Consider the following 15326-nt stretch of genomic DNA (forward strand, 5'->3'; position numbering starts at 1 on the left):
TTGGGTCTTCCGTCCGCTTTGTGGTGCCGCCAGGATCGCCAGTTGCGCATGAGCGATCAGTGAAGGGTGGTGCGCATGGGCGGACGGAGGAGGATCGCGGTCCTGGCCGCGGCCGGGATCGCGGTGGCCACGGCCGGAACGGCGGCGGCGGTGGCCGTCGCGGACTCCCCGGAACCGGTGCGGACCGCGCCCACCGGGGCACGGGCGGCCGCGGCGGCGAAGGCGATGCCCCGCTTCCGGCTGCCGTTCCCCTGCGGGCAGGTCTGGACGGGCAACTCCAGCAGGTCCAGCGTCCACACCGGCTACGAGATCGACTTCAACCGGGGCCGCACCGCCGAGGCCGACAACGGCGACACCGTCGTGGCCGCCGCCGCGGGCAAGGTGATCCGCTCCACCCGGCACACCACCCAGAGCGGCTTCGGCCACCACGTCGTGATCCAGCACTCCGGCGGCTACACCACCTGGTACGCGCACCTGAAGTACCGCTCGGTCAAGACCGGCCAGCAGGTCGCGGCCGGGACCAGGATCGGCGCGGTGGGCCGCTCCACCCGCCCCGGCAACGGCGGCATGTCCTCCCACCTGCACTACGAGGTGCGGTACAACGGCGGATACCCGCCGGTCGAGGCCTACTTCGAGGGGCGCCGCTTCGGCTACCCCCAGCAGACGCTGGAGGCGTGCTCCACCGGCGCGCCCGCCCCGGCCGACCCGGTCGCGCAGATCTGCGGCCCCGGCTACCGGAAGATCGACGAGGCCGTGCTGCGCGAGGGCGGCCGGACCTACGGCCGCGTGTACCTGGGTTACCGGAACGGCTCCAACTGCGTCGCCACGGTCAAGCCGAAGGGCGCCCGGGCCGCGATGACGGCCTTCCTCCAGGTGAAGGGCGCCACCACGAAGACCGACAGGGGCTCCTACCAGTGGTACGCGGGCCCGGTGCGGGCGGCGGCGGCCGGTAAGTGCGTCCGCTGGGGCGGCGGCATCTCGGGCGTGTCCTACGCCAGCGGCTTCGAGCACTGCCGCTAGGGCCGTCCCTAGAACGGGGCGGGCGCGTTCTCCCCGCCCTCGTCGGAGGCGGAGATCGCGGCGGTCAGCCGGGCACGGGCCCCCTCCAGCCACTCCTCGCAGACCGCCGCGAGCCGCTCGCCGCGTTCCCACAGCTTCAGCGACTCCTCCAGGGTGAGGCCCCCGGCCTCCAGCCGCTTCACGACCTCGGTCAGTTCGTCGCGGGCCTGCTCGTAGGACAGCGCCTCGTTGTCGGTCTTCGCGTTCGCCACGTCAGCCACCCTACGGCTCGACGATCTCGGACACGGACACCTTGAGCCGGCCCGCGGCGAGCCGGACCGTCAGCGGCTCGCCCTCGGCGACGTCCTCGGCCGAGCGCAGCACCGACGCGTCCGCGCGCTGCACGATCGCGTAGCCGCGGTCCAGCGTCGCCGCCGGCGACAGCGCCAGCAGCCGCGCCCGCGTGTGCGACAGCTGGTCCCCGGCGCGGTCCAGCGACCCCGACACGCAGCGGCGGGCCCGGTCCCGCAGCGCCGCGACCTGCTCGGCCTGCCGCTCGACCTCGCGGACGGGGTCGGCCAGCGCGGGCCGGGAACGGACCGCGTTCAGCCAGGTCAGCTCGCGCTCGACGCCGCCGACCAGCACCCGGCGCGCCCGGTCCCGAAGCTGCCGCACGTACTGGAGCTGCTCGCGCACGTCCGGAACGGTCTTCTTCGCCGCGTCGGTCGGCGTGGAGGCGCGCAGGTCGGCGACCAGGTCCAGCAGGGGGGAGTCCTGCTCGTGCCCGATCGCGCTGACGACCGGGGTGCGCGCCGCCGCGACCGCCCGCACCAGGGCCTCGTCGGAGAACGGCAGCAGGTCCTCCATCGACCCGCCGCCCCGCGCGATGATGACCACGTCGATCCCGGGGTCGGCGTCCAGCTCCCGCAGCGCCTCCAGGATCTGCGGCACGGCCTGCTGCCCCTGCACCGCCGTGTTGACGACCTTGAACTCCACCGCGGGCCAGCGCCGCCGCGCGTTCTGCAGCACGTCGTGCTCGGCGTCGGACTCCCGCCCGGTGATCAGCCCGATCCGGCCGGGCAGGAACGGCAGCGGCCGCTTGCGCTCGGGCCGGAACAGCCCCTCGTTGGCCAGCAGCTGCTTGAGGCGTTCCAGCCGGGCCAGCAGCTCCCCGATGCCGACCGGCTTCACCTCCAGCGCGGCCAGCGAGAACGTGCCGCGCGTCTGCCAGAAGTCGGGCTTGGCGTGGACCACGACGCGCGCCCCGTCGGTGACCGCCGGACCCGCCGCCTCGAACACCGAACGCGGCCCGACGACCCGCACCGACATGTTCGCCACGGGGTCGCGCAACGTGAGGTAGACGGTGCCGCCGCGCGCGTTCAGCTCGGTGATCTGCCCCTCGACCCAGATCCGCCCGAGCCGCCCGATCCAGCCGCCCACCGCCTGCAACACGGTCCGCACCGGAACCGGGGACTCCGCCGAGGTCTCCATCGCCATGACCGCCAGCCTAGGGGGCCGCACAGACACCCACCCCCCGAGCACGCCGTGTCCGCCGCGTCGTGTCCGCTACGCCGCGTCGTGTCCGCTACGCCGCGTCGTGTCCGCTACGCCGCGTCGTGTCCGCTACGCCGCGTCGTGTCCGCTACGCCGCGTCGTGTCCGGCCGTGCCGTGCCGTGTCCGGCCGTGCCGCGTCGTGCCGTGCCGCGCCGCGTCGTGCCGCGTCGTGTCCGCCGCGTCGTGTCCGCCACGCCATGCCGTGCCGCGTCGCGTCTGCCGTGCCGCGTCGCGTCGTGTCCGCCGCGCCGTGCCCGTGTCCGGCCGTGCCGGGTCATATCCGCCGGGGCGTGGTCACCGGGTCGCGCCGGGGCGTGGTCGTCGCGTTGTCACAGGTTGTCGAGCCAGTGGCGTAGGCGGTCGCCCTCGCGGTCCATCACCGAGGGGTCGCGCAGCGCGTTGGCCAGCAGCGACATCCCCTGGTACGCGCCGACCAGGGTGATCGCCAGCCCGTCCGGGTCGGGCAGGCCCAGGGCGCGGAACTGCGCCGCCGCCCAGTCCAGCAGCAGCCGGACGACCCGTCCCGCCTCGGCGTCGAGCCCGTCGTCGCGCTTGTCCAGCTCGACGGCGAGGGTCCCGGTGGGGCAGCCGTAGCGCGCGGCGATCTCGCGCTGCCCCACCCAGGAGGCGACGAGCGCCTTGAGGCGCTCGCGCGGGTCGGGGAGGGCGTCGAGCTCGGCGGTGAGCGCCGCCAGATGCGCGGCGTGCTCGCCGAGAGCGGCCCGGACCAGGTCGTCCTTGGTCTTGAAGTAGTAGTACACGTTCCCGGTCGGGACCCCGGCGGCCTCGGCGATGTCGGCGATCGTCGTGCGTTCGACGCCCTGCTCGTGCAGGACGCGCGCGGCGGCGGCCATGAGCAGGCGCCGCTTCTGCTCGCCCCGCACCCGGGTCCGTGGTGAGTCGGTCACCTGACTGACTATAGACAGCCGCCCTCCGGGCCCGGTACGGTCCACCGAGTGAGTCAGTCAGCTAACTAACTAGGAGATCTCATGATCGTGGTGACCGGAGCCACCGGGAACGTCGGCCGGGCGCTGGTCCGGCTGCTGGCCGAGGCGGGGGAGAAGGTGACGGCGACGTCCCGTGGGATCACGGACGCCGACGTGCCGGAGGGCGTGCGGGCCCGGCGGTCGGACCTGACCGACGCCGGGAGCCTGCGGCCCCTGCTGGACGGCGCCGACGCGCTGTTCTTCCAGAGCGGCGGGGCCGCCGCGCACCTGCTGGACCCCGAGGCCATCCTGGACGCGGCTAGGGCCGGTGGCGTCCGCCGGGTGGTGCTGCTGTCCTCCCAGGGCGTCGCCACCCGCCCGGACTCGGCGTCCCACGGACAGGTCGGCCGCTCCATCGAGGACGCCGTCCGGCGCTCGGGCCTGGACTGGACGATCCTGCGGCCCGGCGGCTTCGCCTCCAACACCTACGCCTGGGCCGGGTCGGTCCGCGCCGCCCGGACGGTCGCCGCGCCGTTCGGCGACGTCGGCCTGCCGGTCATCGATCCGGACGACATCGCCGCGGTCGCCGCCGCGACCCTGCGCGAGGACGGCCACGCCGGACGGGTCTACGAGCTGACCGGGCCCGTCCCCGTCACGCCGCGCGAGCAGGCCGCCGCGATCGGCGAGGCGCTGGGCGAGCCGGTCCGGTTCGCCGAGTGGACCCGCGACGAGGCCCGGGAGCGGATGCTGGCGTTCATGCCCGGGGACGTGGTCGAGACGACCCTGGAGATCCTCGGCGAGCCCACCGGGCGGGAGCGGACGGTCAGCCCGGACGTGGAACGCGTCCTGGGCCGCCCGGCGACGCCGTTCGCGACCTGGGCGCGCCGCAACGCCGCCGCGTTCCGCTGACGGTCCGGCGGCGGCGCTCGCCGTCCGGTCCCGGCGCAGGCGGATGAGACGAAGGGCCTCCCCGGCGGGGAGGCCCTTCGTGTGCCGTCAGGTCAGGACAGCAGGTCGGCCATCCACGTCTCGATCTCGTCGGCCCGGCGCGGCAGGCCGTCGGACAGCACCTTCGCGCCGTCCTCGGTCACGACCAGGTCGTCCTCGATGCGGACGCCGATGCTGCGCAGTTCCTCCGGCAGCGTCAGGTCGTCCGGCTGGAGGTACAGGCCGGGCTCGACGGTCAGCACGTGGCCGGGCTCCAGCACGCCGTCGAGGTACTGCTCGGCGCGGGCCCTGGCGCAGTCGTGCACGTCCATCCCCAGCATGTGGCCGCTGCTGCACAGGGTGTACCGCCGGTAGATGCCCGACCCGGGGTCGAGGGCGGCCGCGGCGTCGGGGATGACCCCCCACTCCTCCAGCCCCTCGGCGATCACCCGCATGGCGGCCTGGTGGAAGTCGCGGAACCGCGCCCCCGGCCGCACCGCCGCGATCCCCGCCTCCTGCGCGGCGTACACCAGGTCGTACACGCGGCGCTGGACGTCGGTGAAGCGGCCGTTGACCGGCAGGGTGCGGGTGACGTCGGCGGTGTAGAGGGTGTCGGTCTCCACGCCCGCGTCCAGCAGCAGCAGGTCGCCGTCGCGCAGCGGGCCGTCGTTGCGGATCCAGTGCAGGACGCAGGCGTGCGCGCCGCCGGCCGCGATGGTCTCGTAGCCGACGCCGTTGCCCTCCAGCCGGGCGCGGGTGTTGAACACGCCCTCGACCAGGCGCTCGCCGCGCGGGTGCCGCATCGCCCTCGGCAGCGCGCCCACCACGTCGGTGAACCCGGCGACCGTGTGGTCCACGGCGGCGGTGAGCTGCGCGATCTCCCACCCGTCCTTGACCAGCCGCAGCTCCGACAGGAACGCGGCCAGCTCCCGGTCGGCGGCGGCGTTCGCGTGCTCGCCGACCAGGCGGTCCACCCCCGCGTCCACGTCACGCACCACGCGGGTCGGGGTGACGCCGCCCAGGAGCTTCGGCAGCTCCTCCAGGGAGGCGGCGGTGAGCTGGAGCGCGCTTTCGGTCTCGGCGAGGCTGCGGCGGCGGCCCACCCAGAACTCGCCGTGCTTGCGGTCCCGGTAGAACTGCCCGGTGTCGCGCGGGGAACGCGGGTGCGTGAACAGGATCGCCTCGTGCCCGGCGGCGCCCGGCTCCAGCACCAGCACCGCGTCCGGCACCGCGTCGGCGCCCGACTCGGCCGTGAGGTACGCGAACGCGGTGTGCGGCCGGAACGGGTAGTCGCAGTCGTTGCTGCGGACCTTCAACCCGCCCGCCGGGATCACCAGGCGCTCGCCGGGGAACCGGGCCGACAGCGCGGCGCGGCGGCGGGCGGCGTGCGGGGCGGCCTCCACCGGGGCGGGGGTGTGGGAGGTGTCGGCCCACGAGTGGCCGAAGTACTCCGCGAGCGCGGCGGAGACGGGCAGATCGTGGCTGCCGGTCGCGTACCGGTCGGCGTTCTCGGCGGGCTGGGAAGAGGACAACGCTGGCCTCCGGATGACGATCAGTCGGGGTGTGCGATGTCACCGTACCGGCCGTTTCCCGTGGTCGTGGCGCTGCGGAACGCCCGCTGGGGACCCCTGCCACGGCGATCCGGTCTGTCCGGTAACGGTCTTGTCTCACGTCCGTTCGCGTATTGACGGCGGATGCCCGCCCACGGTCATGTGACAGCAGGCGGCCGTACGGCCGGCGCTCGGGGGACCGGCACCTTTCGGGAGACGAGGACTTCCATGAGGACGCGCAGGGTCATACTCACGTTCGCACTGGTGACAACGGTCTCGACGGCGTGCGGCCAAGGACTGCTCGGCGGCGGCTCGAAGGAGGAAGAAAAGGGCCCGATCCTGGTCGGGATGGACATCCCGCTGTCCGGCGACAGCGCCGAGATCGGCCCCTACATGCGCAACGGCGCGCAGCTGGCCGTCGACGAGATCAACGGTAAGGGCGGCGTGCTCGGCCGCAAGCTCCAGCTGCGGGTCGAGGACGACGCCTGCGATCCCCGGACCGCCGTCGCCGCCGCGAACAAGCTCGTCTCGGCGGGCGTGAAGGTCTCGGTCAGCGGCTACTGCTCGGGCGCGACGCTGCCCACCCTGCCGATCTTCGACCGCGCCCGGATCCCGATGATCATCCCGGTGGCCAACTCCGCCGAGCTGCCCGCGCAGAAGCTCAGGCACGTCTTCCTCATCAACGGCACCGGCGACCAGCAGGCCGCGGCCGCGTTCCGCTGGCTGGCCAAGGAGGGCGCGAAGAAGGTCGCCGTCATGCACGACAACACCTCCTACTCCAAGGACATCGCCGTCCGCACGGCCACCGAGCTGGACAGGTCCGGCGCCCCCGACAAGTCGGTGCTGGAGGCGGTCACCCCGAAGGAGAGCGACTACTCGGCCGCCGTCACCTCGGTGCTGAAGGGGAACCCCGACTACATCTACTGGACGGGCTACTACGCCGAGGGCGGGCTGCTGATCCGGCAGTTCAAGCAGGCCGGGTACAAGGGGAGGTTCCTGGTGGGCGACGGTTCGGTGGCGACGAAGCTCGCCGAGATCGCGGGCGGGAAGAACGCCGAGGGCGTGTACGCGACGATGACGCCGACACCGGAGACCCTGCAGGGCGCGGAGTCGTGGAAGGCGGCCTACAAGCAGAAGTTCAACGCCGACCCCGGCCCGTACTCCACCCAGGCGTACGACGGCGTCCGCCTGGCGGCCGAGGCCGTCAGGAAGGCCGGGAGCACCGACGGCGGGAAGATCGTCACGGCCCTGGAGACCATGGAGGGCTTCACCCTCTTCTCCGGCCCGCTGAAGTTCACCCCCCAGCACACCATCACCGGAGGCTTCGAGATCCAGGTCGTGAAGGACGGCAGGTTCGTCCTCAAGGAGAAGATCTGACCGGTGAGCCAACTCGTCTGGAACGGGCTCTTCGTCGGCAGCTTCTACGCGCTGGTCGCGCTCGGCTACAGCATGGTCTACGGCGTCATCAAGCTGCTGAACTTCGCCCACGGCGACCTCTACATGCTCGGCGCGTTCTCCGGGTTCGCGATGCTGGGCGCGCTCGGCGGGCTGGTGCGGTCGCAGTCGCTGCTGGCGCTGCTGCTGGTGCTGGTCGCGACGATGCTGGTCACCGGCCTCGCCGGGATGGCGCTGGAACGCGTCGCCTACCGGCCGCTGCGCGGCGCGCCCCGGCTGTCACTGCTGATCACGGCGGTGGGGGCGTCGTTCGCGCTGGAGTACGGAACGCGCGCCGCCGCCGGCGCCGACCCCCGCGTCTACCAGGTGCGGCTCGGCGGCACCACGCTGCACGTCCTCGGCGCCCGCGTCACCGTGCAGCAGCTCGTGCTCGTCGCCATCGCGGTCGCGCTCATGGTCGCGCTGCACCGCCTGGTGACCAGCAGCCGCCAGGGACGCGCCATGCGGGCCATCGCGCTCGACCCGGTCGCCGCCCGGCTGATGGGTATCGACGTCGACGCCGTCATCGCCCGCACGTTCTTCCTCGGCTCGGCCCTGGCGGGCGCGGCCGGGGTCATGGCGGGCGGCTACTACGGGAAGATCGACTTCCTGATGGGCTTCATCATCGGGCTCAAGGCGTTCACCGCCGCGGTGATCGGCGGTATCGGCAACATCCCCGGCACGATGCTCGGCGGGCTGCTGCTGGGGCTGCTGGAGTCGTTCGGCACCGACCTGCTGGGCGGGGAGTGGCGGGACGTGTTCGCGTTCGGGTGCCTGATCCTGTTCCTGACCGTGCGGCCGACGGGCCTGCTCGGCGAGCGCGTGACGGAACGCGTATGAGGCTCACCAAGGACACCGGGCCGCCGGTCAAGCCGGTGCGCGGACGCGGTGACTCCGCCCTCACCCGCCTGCTGGAGAGCCGATGGCTCGGCTGGCTCGGACTCGCGCTCGCGCTCGCCGCCCCGCTCGTCATCGCGACGCCGTACGCGCTGAACGTCATGACCAGCGCCGCCATCTTCGTCATGCTCGCCGTCGGCCTGAACATCGTCGTCGGCTACTGCGGCCTGCTCGACCTGGGCTACGCGGCGTTCTTCGCGGTCGGCGCGTACACCAGCGGCGTGCTGGCCACCCGCCTGGACGTCCCGCTGCTGGCGACGCTGCCCGCCGTGCTGGCGGTGACGGTCGTCGCGGGCGTCGTGATCGGCGCGCCGACGCTGCGGCTGCGCAGCGACTACCTGGCGATCGTCACGCTCGGCTTCGGCGAGATCATCCGGATCGTCGCGACCAACCTGACGGTCACCGGCGGCCCCTCGGGGATCTACGGCATCCCCGGGCTGTTCGGCGACGCGACCTCCGGCGCGGCGGTGTTCTACTACGTCACCGTGCTGATCGTCGCGGTGGCGGTGCTGCTGGCGGCGCGGCTGGGCCGCTCCCGGATCGGCCGGGCGTGGCGGTTCATCCGGGAGGACGAGGACGCCGCCGAGGCGATGGGCGTGCACACCTACCGCACCAAGCTCGCCGCCTACGTCGCGGGCGCGGTGTGGGGCGGGATGGCCGGGGTGCTGTTCGGCGCGCACCTGTCGGCGATCTCCCCGGCGAGCTTCACGTTCCTCCAGTCGGCGCTGGTCGTGATGGCGGTGGTGCTGGGCGGGATGGGCTCCACCCCCGGCGTGGTGATCGGCGCGGTGGTCATCAGCGTCGTGCCGGAGCTGCTGCGCGACCTGGCCGACTACCGGTTCTTCGCGTTCGGCGTGCTGCTGATCGTCGTGATGATCCTGCGGCCCCAGGGCCTGTGGCCGCACCGCTCCCGCGAGACCCCGCACACCGCCGCGCGTTCGAAGGGGACAGACCATGCTCCGGGTTGAGGACCTGAGGTTGTCGTTCGGCGGGGTGCGCGCGCTGGACGGGCTGGGCTTCGAGGCCGCGCCCGGCGAGATCGTGTCGCTGATCGGGCCGAACGGGGCGGGCAAGACCTCGGCGTTCAACTGCGTCACCGGCTTCTACCGGCCGACCGGCGGGCGCGTCCTCGTCGACGGCACCGACGTCACCGGGCGCCGCCCCTCCGCGATCGCCGCGCTGGGGGTGTCGCGGACGTTCCAGAACCCGCGGCTGTTCAAGGAGCTGTCGGTGCTGGACAACGTGCGTTCCGGCACCCACCTGTGGCTGCGCCAGAACGTCTTCGACGCCCTCCTGCACACGCCCCGCTTCAAGCGCGGCGAGCGGGAGGCCACCGACGAGGCGCACCGGTGGCTCGACTTCGTGGGCCTGCGCGGCGACCGCGCCGGGCTCGTCCGCGGGCTTCCCTACGGCGAGCAGCGCCGCGTCGAGATCGCCCGCGCCCTGGCCCGCCGCCCCCGGCTGCTCCTGCTGGACGAGCCCGCCGCCGGGCTCAACCACGGCGAGAAGGCCGAACTGCTCGACCTGCTGGGCCGCATCCGCGACCTCGGCGCCGCCGTCGCGCTGATCGAGCACGACATGGGCCTGGTCATGGAGGTGTCCCAGCGCGTCGTCGTGCTCAACTTCGGGCGCGGGATCGCCGACGGGCCGCCCGGGGCGGTGCGCCGCGACCCGGCCGTCATCGAGGCGTACCTGGGCCGCGACGCCGACGAGGCGGAGCTGGCCGCGGCCCGCGAGGAGGTGCGCGGTGCTGGAACTGACTGACCTCGACGTCCGCTACGGCGCGGTGCGGGCGCTGCGGGGCCTGTCGCTGACCGTCGCCGAGGGCGAGATCGTCGCGCTGCTCGGCAACAACGGCGCGGGCAAGTCCACCGCCCTCGCCGCGGTCTCCGGGCTGGTGCGGCCGTCCGCCGGGCGGATCACGCTGGACGGGCGCGAGGTGACCGGCGCGTCCCCGCCCGCGATGGTCGCCGCCGGGGTGGTCCACGTCCCCGAGGGCCGCCGGATCTTCAGCACCCTCACCGTCCGCGAGAACCTCCAGCTCGGCGGCTACCTGGTCCGGGACGGCGCCGAACTGGAACGCCGCATCGCCCGCGTCTACGACCTGCTGCCCCGGCTCGCCGAACGCCGCGACCAGCAGGGCGGCACCCTGTCCGGCGGCGAGCAGCAGATGCTCGCCATCGGCCGCGGCCTGGTCGCCGGACCCCGCCTGCTGATGCTCGACGAGCCGTCCATGGGCCTCGCGCCGCTGATCGTCACGGCCGTCATGGACGTCATCCGCGACATCAACGCGGCGGGCACCACCGTGCTGCTGGTGGAGCAGAACGCCAAGGCCGCGCTGCGGATCGCCCACCGCGGCCACGTCCTCGACCAGGGCGCCGTCACCCTGCACGCCCCGGCCGCCGAACTGGCCGCCGATCCTCGCGTCATCGAGGCGTACTTGGGAGCCTGAACCCCTCCGGCGGCCGTCGCCGGGCCTGATCGTCTTGCAATGGTTAGCCAAGCTAACTTAGTCTGGCTAAGTAATCGAGGAGGACCCACCGTGAGCGACGCCGCGACCCGCGCCCTGGCCGAGCACTTCAACGCCCGGCTCCGGGACGTCGTGCTGCTGCTGCGCCGGGTGAACGCCGACCAGCCCGTCACCTCCCAGCAGCTGGCGGTGCTCGGCTCGCTGGACGGCGGACCGCGCCGGATGACCGAGCTCGCCGAGGAGCAGGGCGTCCGGCTGCCGACCATGACCGCCCAGATCAACCGGCTGGAACGCGACGGGCTGGTGCGGCGCGGCCGCGACGCCGCCGACGCCCGCGTGGTCACCGTCGAGCTGACCGGGACCGGGACCGAGCACCTGCGCACCGGCCGCGCCCGCCGGGTGGACTTCCTCGCCGAACGCCTGGCGGCCCTCAGCCCGGCCGACCGCGAGGCCATCGCGGCCGCGCTGCCGGCGCTGGACCGGCTCTTCGCCCCGGAAAGGAAGACCCCCTATGCGCGCACAACCACCTGATGTCCTCCCCAGGAGCGGCGGCATACTGCGGCAGCCGACGTCGGTATGGGCGACGGCGTTCGCCGCGGTGGTCGCGTTCATGGGCATCGGGCTGGTCGACCCCATCCTCCCGGCCATCGCCGAGAACCTGCGCGCCACGCCGAGCCAGGTCTCGCTGCTGTTCACCAGCTACTTCCTGATCACCGCCGTGGCCATGCTGGTCACCGGCTGGGTGTCCAGCCGGATCGGCGGGAGGAGGACGCTGCTGATCGGCCTGGCCCTCGTCGTGGTGTTCGCGGCGCTGTCGGGAACGTCCGGCACCGTCGGCCAGCTGATCGGCTTCCGCGCCGGATGGGGCCTCGGCAACGCGCTGTTCGTCGCGACCGCCCTGGCCGTCATCGTCGGCGCGGCCAGCGGCGGCGCCGAGTCGGCGATCATCCTCTACGAGGCCGCGCTCGGCCTCGGCATCTCCATGGGACCGCTGGTCGGAGCCCTGCTGGGCGACATGAACTGGCGCTACCCGTTCTTCGGCACCGCCGTGCTGATGGCCGTCGGCTTCCTGCTGATCGCCACCCTGCTCCGGCCGGCGCCGAGGCCCGCGACCCCGACCGGCCTGACCGCGCCGCTGCGGGCGCTGCGGCACGGCGGGCTGTCCACCACGGCGTTCACCGCGCTGTTCTACAACTACGCGTTCTTCACGGTGCTGGCGTTCACGCCGTTCGTCCTGCGCATGGACGCGCACGGCATCGGCCTGGTGTTCTTCGGCTGGGGCGTGCTGGTGGCGCTGTCGTCGGTGTTCGCCGCGCCCGTGCTCCAGCGTCGGCTTGGAACGGTCCGCGTCATGCACCTGTCCCTGGCCCTGCTGATCCTGTTCCAGCTCGGCCTGGCGGTCCTCGGCCACACCGGGATCATCGTCTGCACGATCCTGTGCGGCATCCCGATCGGCATGAACAACACCGCGTTCACCGAGGCCGCCATGGAGGTCTCCGACCATCCCCGCCCCGTCGCCTCCGCCGGCTACAACTTCGTCCGCTGGCTGGGCGGCGCGCTGGCCCCGTACCTGGCCTCCCGGCTGGCCGAGACGTTCGACCCGTCGGTGCCGTACTACGCGGGCGCGCTCTGCTGCGCGGCCGCGATGCTGATCCTCCTGACCCGCCGCCACCACCTGAGGCCCCTGGAACGGGTGGACACAGACCACGCCTTCCAGAACCCCCCGCTTCCCGCGCGGACGTGACCACCGCCTCCGCCGACCAAAAGGACGGCTGTCATCAGGTCGAGCCGTTGAGCTTGATGTTCCGGTTCTCGTACGTATGCAGCACGTCCGGGCGGGTGGTGTGATCGGCGCGTGACGACGCTGCCCGACGTCAGGCTTCGCTGAGCGCTCGTTCTCCCTGCTTGATACGGCTGACGAACGCCGTCCAAGGCCGCGACGCCAGAACGATCATGGGGCCGTGAGGGTCCTTGGAATCGCGGACCGCGACGGCATGTTCCCCGGTAAGGTCGGCCACCTGCACGCAGTCCTGGCCCTCGGTGTAGCTGGATGTCCGCCAGCGCGTGAGGCGCGGGTTTTCCATCTGTATGAAATTACAGCCCTTGACGGAGGCGGTTGGCGGCGTGACGCTCGGTGAAGCGTTCGCCACGCGCAACTCAGTGCAACCCCCTCACCTGGAGGCCGCGATGCCCCTACGGTTGATCGCGCTCGACCCCGGCACCGACGGCGCGCACTGCCCGGCGTTCTTCGTCGCCGATTCCGGCAACCTGGTGGTTCAAGGACCGAGGGTCACCGATCCCGGCGTGCTCGCCGACGCGGCGCGACTGGGGATGACGGGACCGGATGAAGCAGTGATCGAGATCCCCGCGCGGATGAAGTCCGTCATCCTGCGGGCATTGCTGGAGGAGGCAGACGGTGCGGATCCTGGAGCTGACGGCGTTCGATGAGCTGATCACCGGGTGCGCCTCCTCGGCGGTGCATCTGGAGATGCGCGACATGTACACGCCCTCGGACCCGTCCTACCGCGCTTTCATCGGCGGTCCGCCCTACGACCGCACCCAGCGGGAACGGGGCTGGCACGCACTGCTCGCCCCGGCGGTTGCACGCGGGGTGAAGGTGCGGCGGGCGCGGATCGTGTCGGAACCGGTGACCGACTACATCCGTTGGGAGTACTCGGTCACCGAGTCGATGAATCTCACGGCCGGTGAGAAAGTGCGGTGGCTGCCGCGCCGACAGGCGTCGGATCTGTGCCTGCCGGGAAACGACTTCTGGCTGTTCGACGACCGGCTGGTCCGCTTCCACCACTTCGCCGGGGACGGCGAGCACATCGAGGACGAACTGACCGACGATCCGGCGGCCGTCAAGCTGTGCGCCACGGCGTTCGAGGCGGTGTGGGAACGGGCGGTCGACCACGCCGACTACCGGATCCGCTGACCGCCCACGCCGTCCTCGACGCTGACCCGCCATGCCCTCCTCACCGTCGCCCTCGTCCAGCGTCCAGGCCGCCCGGCAGGCCTTGGCCGACCGGCTCCGCGACCTTCGTCTCCAGGCCGACCTGACCGGCGTGCAACTGGCCGCCGCGGCGGACTGGCACAAGTCGAAGGTGTCGCGGATCGAGAAGGCCGTGCAGCCGGTCACGCAGGCCGACATCCGTACCTGGTGCCGAGTGTGCGGTGCCGATGACATGGTCGAGGATCTGGTGGCGTCGCTGCGCGCTCTGGAGAGTGCGTACGTGGAATGGCGGCGGCTGGAGACCACCGGGCTCCGGCGGCTCCAGGAGTCCTACGTTCCGCTGTTCGAGCGCACTCGGTGGATGCGGGTGTACCAGCCGCAGGTGATTCCGGGACTGCTCCAGACCGAGGGGTATGCCACGGCGTTGCTGTCGGCCATCACCGGCTTTCGGGGTCTGCGCGACGACGTTCGGGACGCGGTGCGGGCTCGGCTGGCACGGCGGAGGGTCCTCACCGAGGGCGGCCGCACCTTCGTGTTCCTACTCGAAGAGACGGTGTTGCGCTACCAGGTCGGCGACCGGCGGACGATGCTGGACCAGCTCGCCCACCTGATGACGTCGATCTCGCTGCCGTCGTCGAGCTTGGGCGTCATCCCACAGACCGCGCCCCGCACCACCATGTGGGCGCTGGAAGGCTTCACCATCTATGACCACGACCAGGCACAACTGGAGCTGCTGGGGTCGAGGATCACCGTGACCATGCCGGGCGAGCTGCGCGTGTACGAGCGAGCGTTTGACGAACTGTCGGCGATGGCGGTGTTCGGCGACAGGGCGAGGGCGCTGATCGAGGCGGCAGCCGACACGTTCAGATAGCCACGCGCAACCGGCGCGCAACCCGGCGCAACTTTGTGGACCAGTCCTCGGGCGAGGCGTCAGTGTCAGGTGACACGGAGTCATCGACGCTCTGTCGGTTCCCGACCAACTCAAAGGGCCCGACCTGGGGTGCGAAACCAGAGATGCGGGCCTCGGCCGGAGGTGAGGCCATCCATGATCACGACATCCGATGACGGCATCGCGGCGCTGGAGCGGTTGCGTGCCGACTTCCCTCGCTGGTGGATCGAGGTCTCCACCGGCCTCTGTCCGTGGGAGGCCCGGCGGGGCGGGCCGGTCGGCGGGCGCGACGAGCGTGGTGGCGTCGTGTTCCTGCAAGGGGAGACCCCGGGGATCCTGCGGTACCTGATCGGGGAAGCGGAGGCGTTGGACCGGCGGGTCGCCGAGCGGCACGGCACGCACCTGTGCCCGCGCGAGGGGACGGCGTGACCAGGGCGGCGGTGGGGCGGGACGAGGAACGGCGTCGCGCCATCGCCCGTCAGCTCGATCGCGAACATCCGGCATGGACGGTCTGGTACGGGCCGCGGACCGGGCGCTACTGGGCGATGCCCGCGCGTGGTGTCGCCTCGCCGTTGCTGGAGGCCGACCAGCCGGAGGCGTTGGAGGCGGCGATGCGTGAGGTCGAGACCTGGTACGGCATCAGCCAGGAGCCCCTGAACGGGGCGGCGGCCCCTACCGCCTCGCGTCCATCCGTTCGTCGTGCGGTTCGTCTCTGACCCGCAAGTG

General features: G+C 72.4%; 19 protein-coding genes. 14 read left to right on the forward strand and 5 right to left on the reverse strand.

The features are described from left to right. Positions 1-75: 75 nt before the first annotated feature. Positions 76-1020: a M23 family metallopeptidase gene (locus AKI01S_RS17160; protein WP_067818122.1), complete on the forward strand. Its 945-nt coding sequence runs from the start codon at positions 76-78 to the stop codon at positions 1018-1020. Between the two features lie 8 nt (positions 1021-1028). Here the strand turns inward: AKI01S_RS17160 and AKI01S_RS17165 are convergent, their stop codons facing one another. The 3 genes from AKI01S_RS17165 to AKI01S_RS17175 all read right to left on the reverse strand — a co-directional run bounded on the left by AKI01S_RS17165 (position 1029) and on the right by AKI01S_RS17175 (position 3462). Continuing rightward, on the reverse strand, positions 1029-1271 hold the full coding sequence (locus tag AKI01S_RS17165; protein ID WP_157419891.1) for an exodeoxyribonuclease VII small subunit: 243 nt from the start codon (positions 1269-1271) through the stop codon (positions 1029-1031). A gap of 10 nt (positions 1272-1281) precedes the next feature. Next, entirely contained in the window at positions 1282-2496 is a 1215-nt protein-coding gene (gene xseA / locus AKI01S_RS17170) for an exodeoxyribonuclease VII large subunit (protein WP_067818127.1), read from the reverse strand. 387 nt (positions 2497-2883) lie between these two features. After that, on the reverse strand, positions 2884-3462 hold the full coding sequence (locus tag AKI01S_RS17175; RefSeq protein WP_245681662.1) for a TetR/AcrR family transcriptional regulator: 579 nt from the start codon (positions 3460-3462) through the stop codon (positions 2884-2886). 81 nt (positions 3463-3543) lie between these two features. On the opposite strand from AKI01S_RS17175, the gene AKI01S_RS17180 reads away from it, so the two are divergent. Continuing rightward, positions 3544-4389, forward strand: a complete 846-nt coding sequence (locus AKI01S_RS17180) for an NAD(P)H-binding protein (protein WP_067818129.1) — start codon at positions 3544-3546, stop codon at positions 4387-4389. A gap of 92 nt (positions 4390-4481) precedes the next feature. Here AKI01S_RS17180 and AKI01S_RS17185 read toward each other — a convergent pair whose 3' ends face one another. Beyond that, positions 4482-5939: an aminopeptidase P family protein gene (locus AKI01S_RS17185; RefSeq protein ID WP_067818132.1), complete on the reverse strand. Its 1458-nt coding sequence runs from the start codon at positions 5937-5939 to the stop codon at positions 4482-4484. A 282-nt stretch (positions 5940-6221) separates the two neighbouring features. On the opposite strand from AKI01S_RS17185, the gene AKI01S_RS17190 reads away from it, so the two are divergent. From AKI01S_RS17190 to AKI01S_RS17220, 7 genes are all read left to right on the forward strand, one after another. Continuing rightward, entirely contained in the window at positions 6222-7334 is a 1113-nt protein-coding gene (locus AKI01S_RS17190) for a branched-chain amino acid ABC transporter substrate-binding protein (protein ID WP_245681663.1), read from the forward strand. A 3-nt stretch (positions 7335-7337) separates the two neighbouring features. Then, a complete protein-coding gene (locus tag AKI01S_RS17195) occupies positions 7338-8231 on the forward strand; it encodes a branched-chain amino acid ABC transporter permease (protein ID WP_067818137.1) in 894 nt (297 codons plus the stop codon). After that, positions 8228-9256: a branched-chain amino acid ABC transporter permease gene (locus AKI01S_RS17200; protein ID WP_067818140.1), complete on the forward strand. Its 1029-nt coding sequence runs from the start codon at positions 8228-8230 to the stop codon at positions 9254-9256. The genes AKI01S_RS17195 and AKI01S_RS17200 overlap by 4 nt, the downstream gene beginning before the upstream one ends. Continuing rightward, complete coding sequence (locus AKI01S_RS17205) at positions 9243-10052, forward strand: ABC transporter ATP-binding protein (protein WP_067818142.1); 810 nt, start codon at positions 9243-9245, stop codon at positions 10050-10052. Before AKI01S_RS17200 ends, AKI01S_RS17205 begins: the two co-directional genes overlap by 14 nt. Then, on the forward strand, positions 10036-10740 hold the full coding sequence (locus tag AKI01S_RS17210; RefSeq protein WP_067818222.1) for an ABC transporter ATP-binding protein: 705 nt from the start codon (positions 10036-10038) through the stop codon (positions 10738-10740). Before AKI01S_RS17205 ends, AKI01S_RS17210 begins: the two co-directional genes overlap by 17 nt. Positions 10741-10830: 90 nt before the next feature. Beyond that, positions 10831-11289 (forward strand): MarR family winged helix-turn-helix transcriptional regulator, encoded by a 459-nt coding sequence (locus AKI01S_RS17215; protein WP_245681664.1) that lies wholly within the window; start codon positions 10831-10833, stop codon positions 11287-11289. After that, positions 11270-12502 (forward strand): MFS transporter, encoded by a 1233-nt coding sequence (locus AKI01S_RS17220; protein ID WP_083999722.1) that lies wholly within the window; start codon positions 11270-11272, stop codon positions 12500-12502. The genes AKI01S_RS17215 and AKI01S_RS17220 overlap by 20 nt, the downstream gene beginning before the upstream one ends. 130 nt (positions 12503-12632) lie before the next feature. Here AKI01S_RS17220 and AKI01S_RS49240 read toward each other — a convergent pair whose 3' ends face one another. Then, positions 12633-12842, reverse strand: coding sequence for a DUF397 domain-containing protein (locus AKI01S_RS49240; RefSeq protein ID WP_083999724.1), 210 nt, complete (start codon positions 12840-12842; stop codon positions 12633-12635). Between the two features lie 19 nt (positions 12843-12861). Here AKI01S_RS49240 and AKI01S_RS17225 point away from each other — a divergent pair, with 19 nt between their 5' ends. From AKI01S_RS17225 to AKI01S_RS17245, 5 genes are all read left to right on the forward strand, one after another. After that, positions 12862-13206, forward strand: a complete 345-nt coding sequence (locus AKI01S_RS17225; protein ID WP_083999726.1) for a hypothetical protein — start codon at positions 12862-12864, stop codon at positions 13204-13206. Further along, complete coding sequence (locus tag AKI01S_RS17230; protein WP_245681665.1) at positions 13175-13693, forward strand: DUF6879 family protein; 519 nt, start codon at positions 13175-13177, stop codon at positions 13691-13693. Before AKI01S_RS17225 ends, AKI01S_RS17230 begins: the two co-directional genes overlap by 32 nt. Before the next feature lie 82 nt (positions 13694-13775). Further along, positions 13776-14582: a helix-turn-helix domain-containing protein gene (locus AKI01S_RS17235; RefSeq protein ID WP_245681666.1), complete on the forward strand. Its 807-nt coding sequence runs from the start codon at positions 13776-13778 to the stop codon at positions 14580-14582. Positions 14583-14756: 174 nt separating this feature from the next. Then, positions 14757-15029, forward strand: a complete 273-nt coding sequence (locus AKI01S_RS17240) for a BPTI domain-containing protein (RefSeq protein WP_067818156.1) — start codon at positions 14757-14759, stop codon at positions 15027-15029. Then, entirely contained in the window at positions 15026-15316 is a 291-nt protein-coding gene (locus AKI01S_RS17245; protein WP_157419892.1) for a hypothetical protein, read from the forward strand. Before AKI01S_RS17240 ends, AKI01S_RS17245 begins: the two co-directional genes overlap by 4 nt. Positions 15317-15326: the final 10 nt, after the last annotated feature.

It is taken from the genome of Actinomadura kijaniata NBRC 14229, from assembly GCF_001552175.1.
Taxonomy (GTDB): Bacteria; Actinomycetota; Actinomycetes; order Streptosporangiales; family Streptosporangiaceae; genus Spirillospora; species Spirillospora kijaniata.

Coding starts and splice junctions, on each gene's coding strand:
- AKI01S_RS17160 (WP_067818122.1), top strand. CDS start 76: ATGGGCGGACGGAGGAGGATCGCGGTCCTGGCCGCGGCCGGGATCGCG.
- xseA (WP_067818127.1), bottom strand. CDS start 2,496: ATGGCGATGGAGACCTCGGCGGAGTCCCCGGTTCCGGTGCGGACCGTG.
- AKI01S_RS17180 (WP_067818129.1), top strand. CDS start 3,544: ATGATCGTGGTGACCGGAGCCACCGGGAACGTCGGCCGGGCGCTGGTC.
- AKI01S_RS17200 (WP_067818140.1), top strand. CDS start 8,228: ATGAGGCTCACCAAGGACACCGGGCCGCCGGTCAAGCCGGTGCGCGGA.
- AKI01S_RS17205 (WP_067818142.1), top strand. CDS start 9,243: ATGCTCCGGGTTGAGGACCTGAGGTTGTCGTTCGGCGGGGTGCGCGCG.
- AKI01S_RS17220 (WP_083999722.1), top strand. CDS start 11,270: ATGCGCGCACAACCACCTGATGTCCTCCCCAGGAGCGGCGGCATACTG.
- AKI01S_RS49240 (WP_083999724.1), bottom strand. CDS start 12,842: ATGGAAAACCCGCGCCTCACGCGCTGGCGGACATCCAGCTACACCGAG.
- AKI01S_RS17240 (WP_067818156.1), top strand. CDS start 14,757: ATGATCACGACATCCGATGACGGCATCGCGGCGCTGGAGCGGTTGCGT.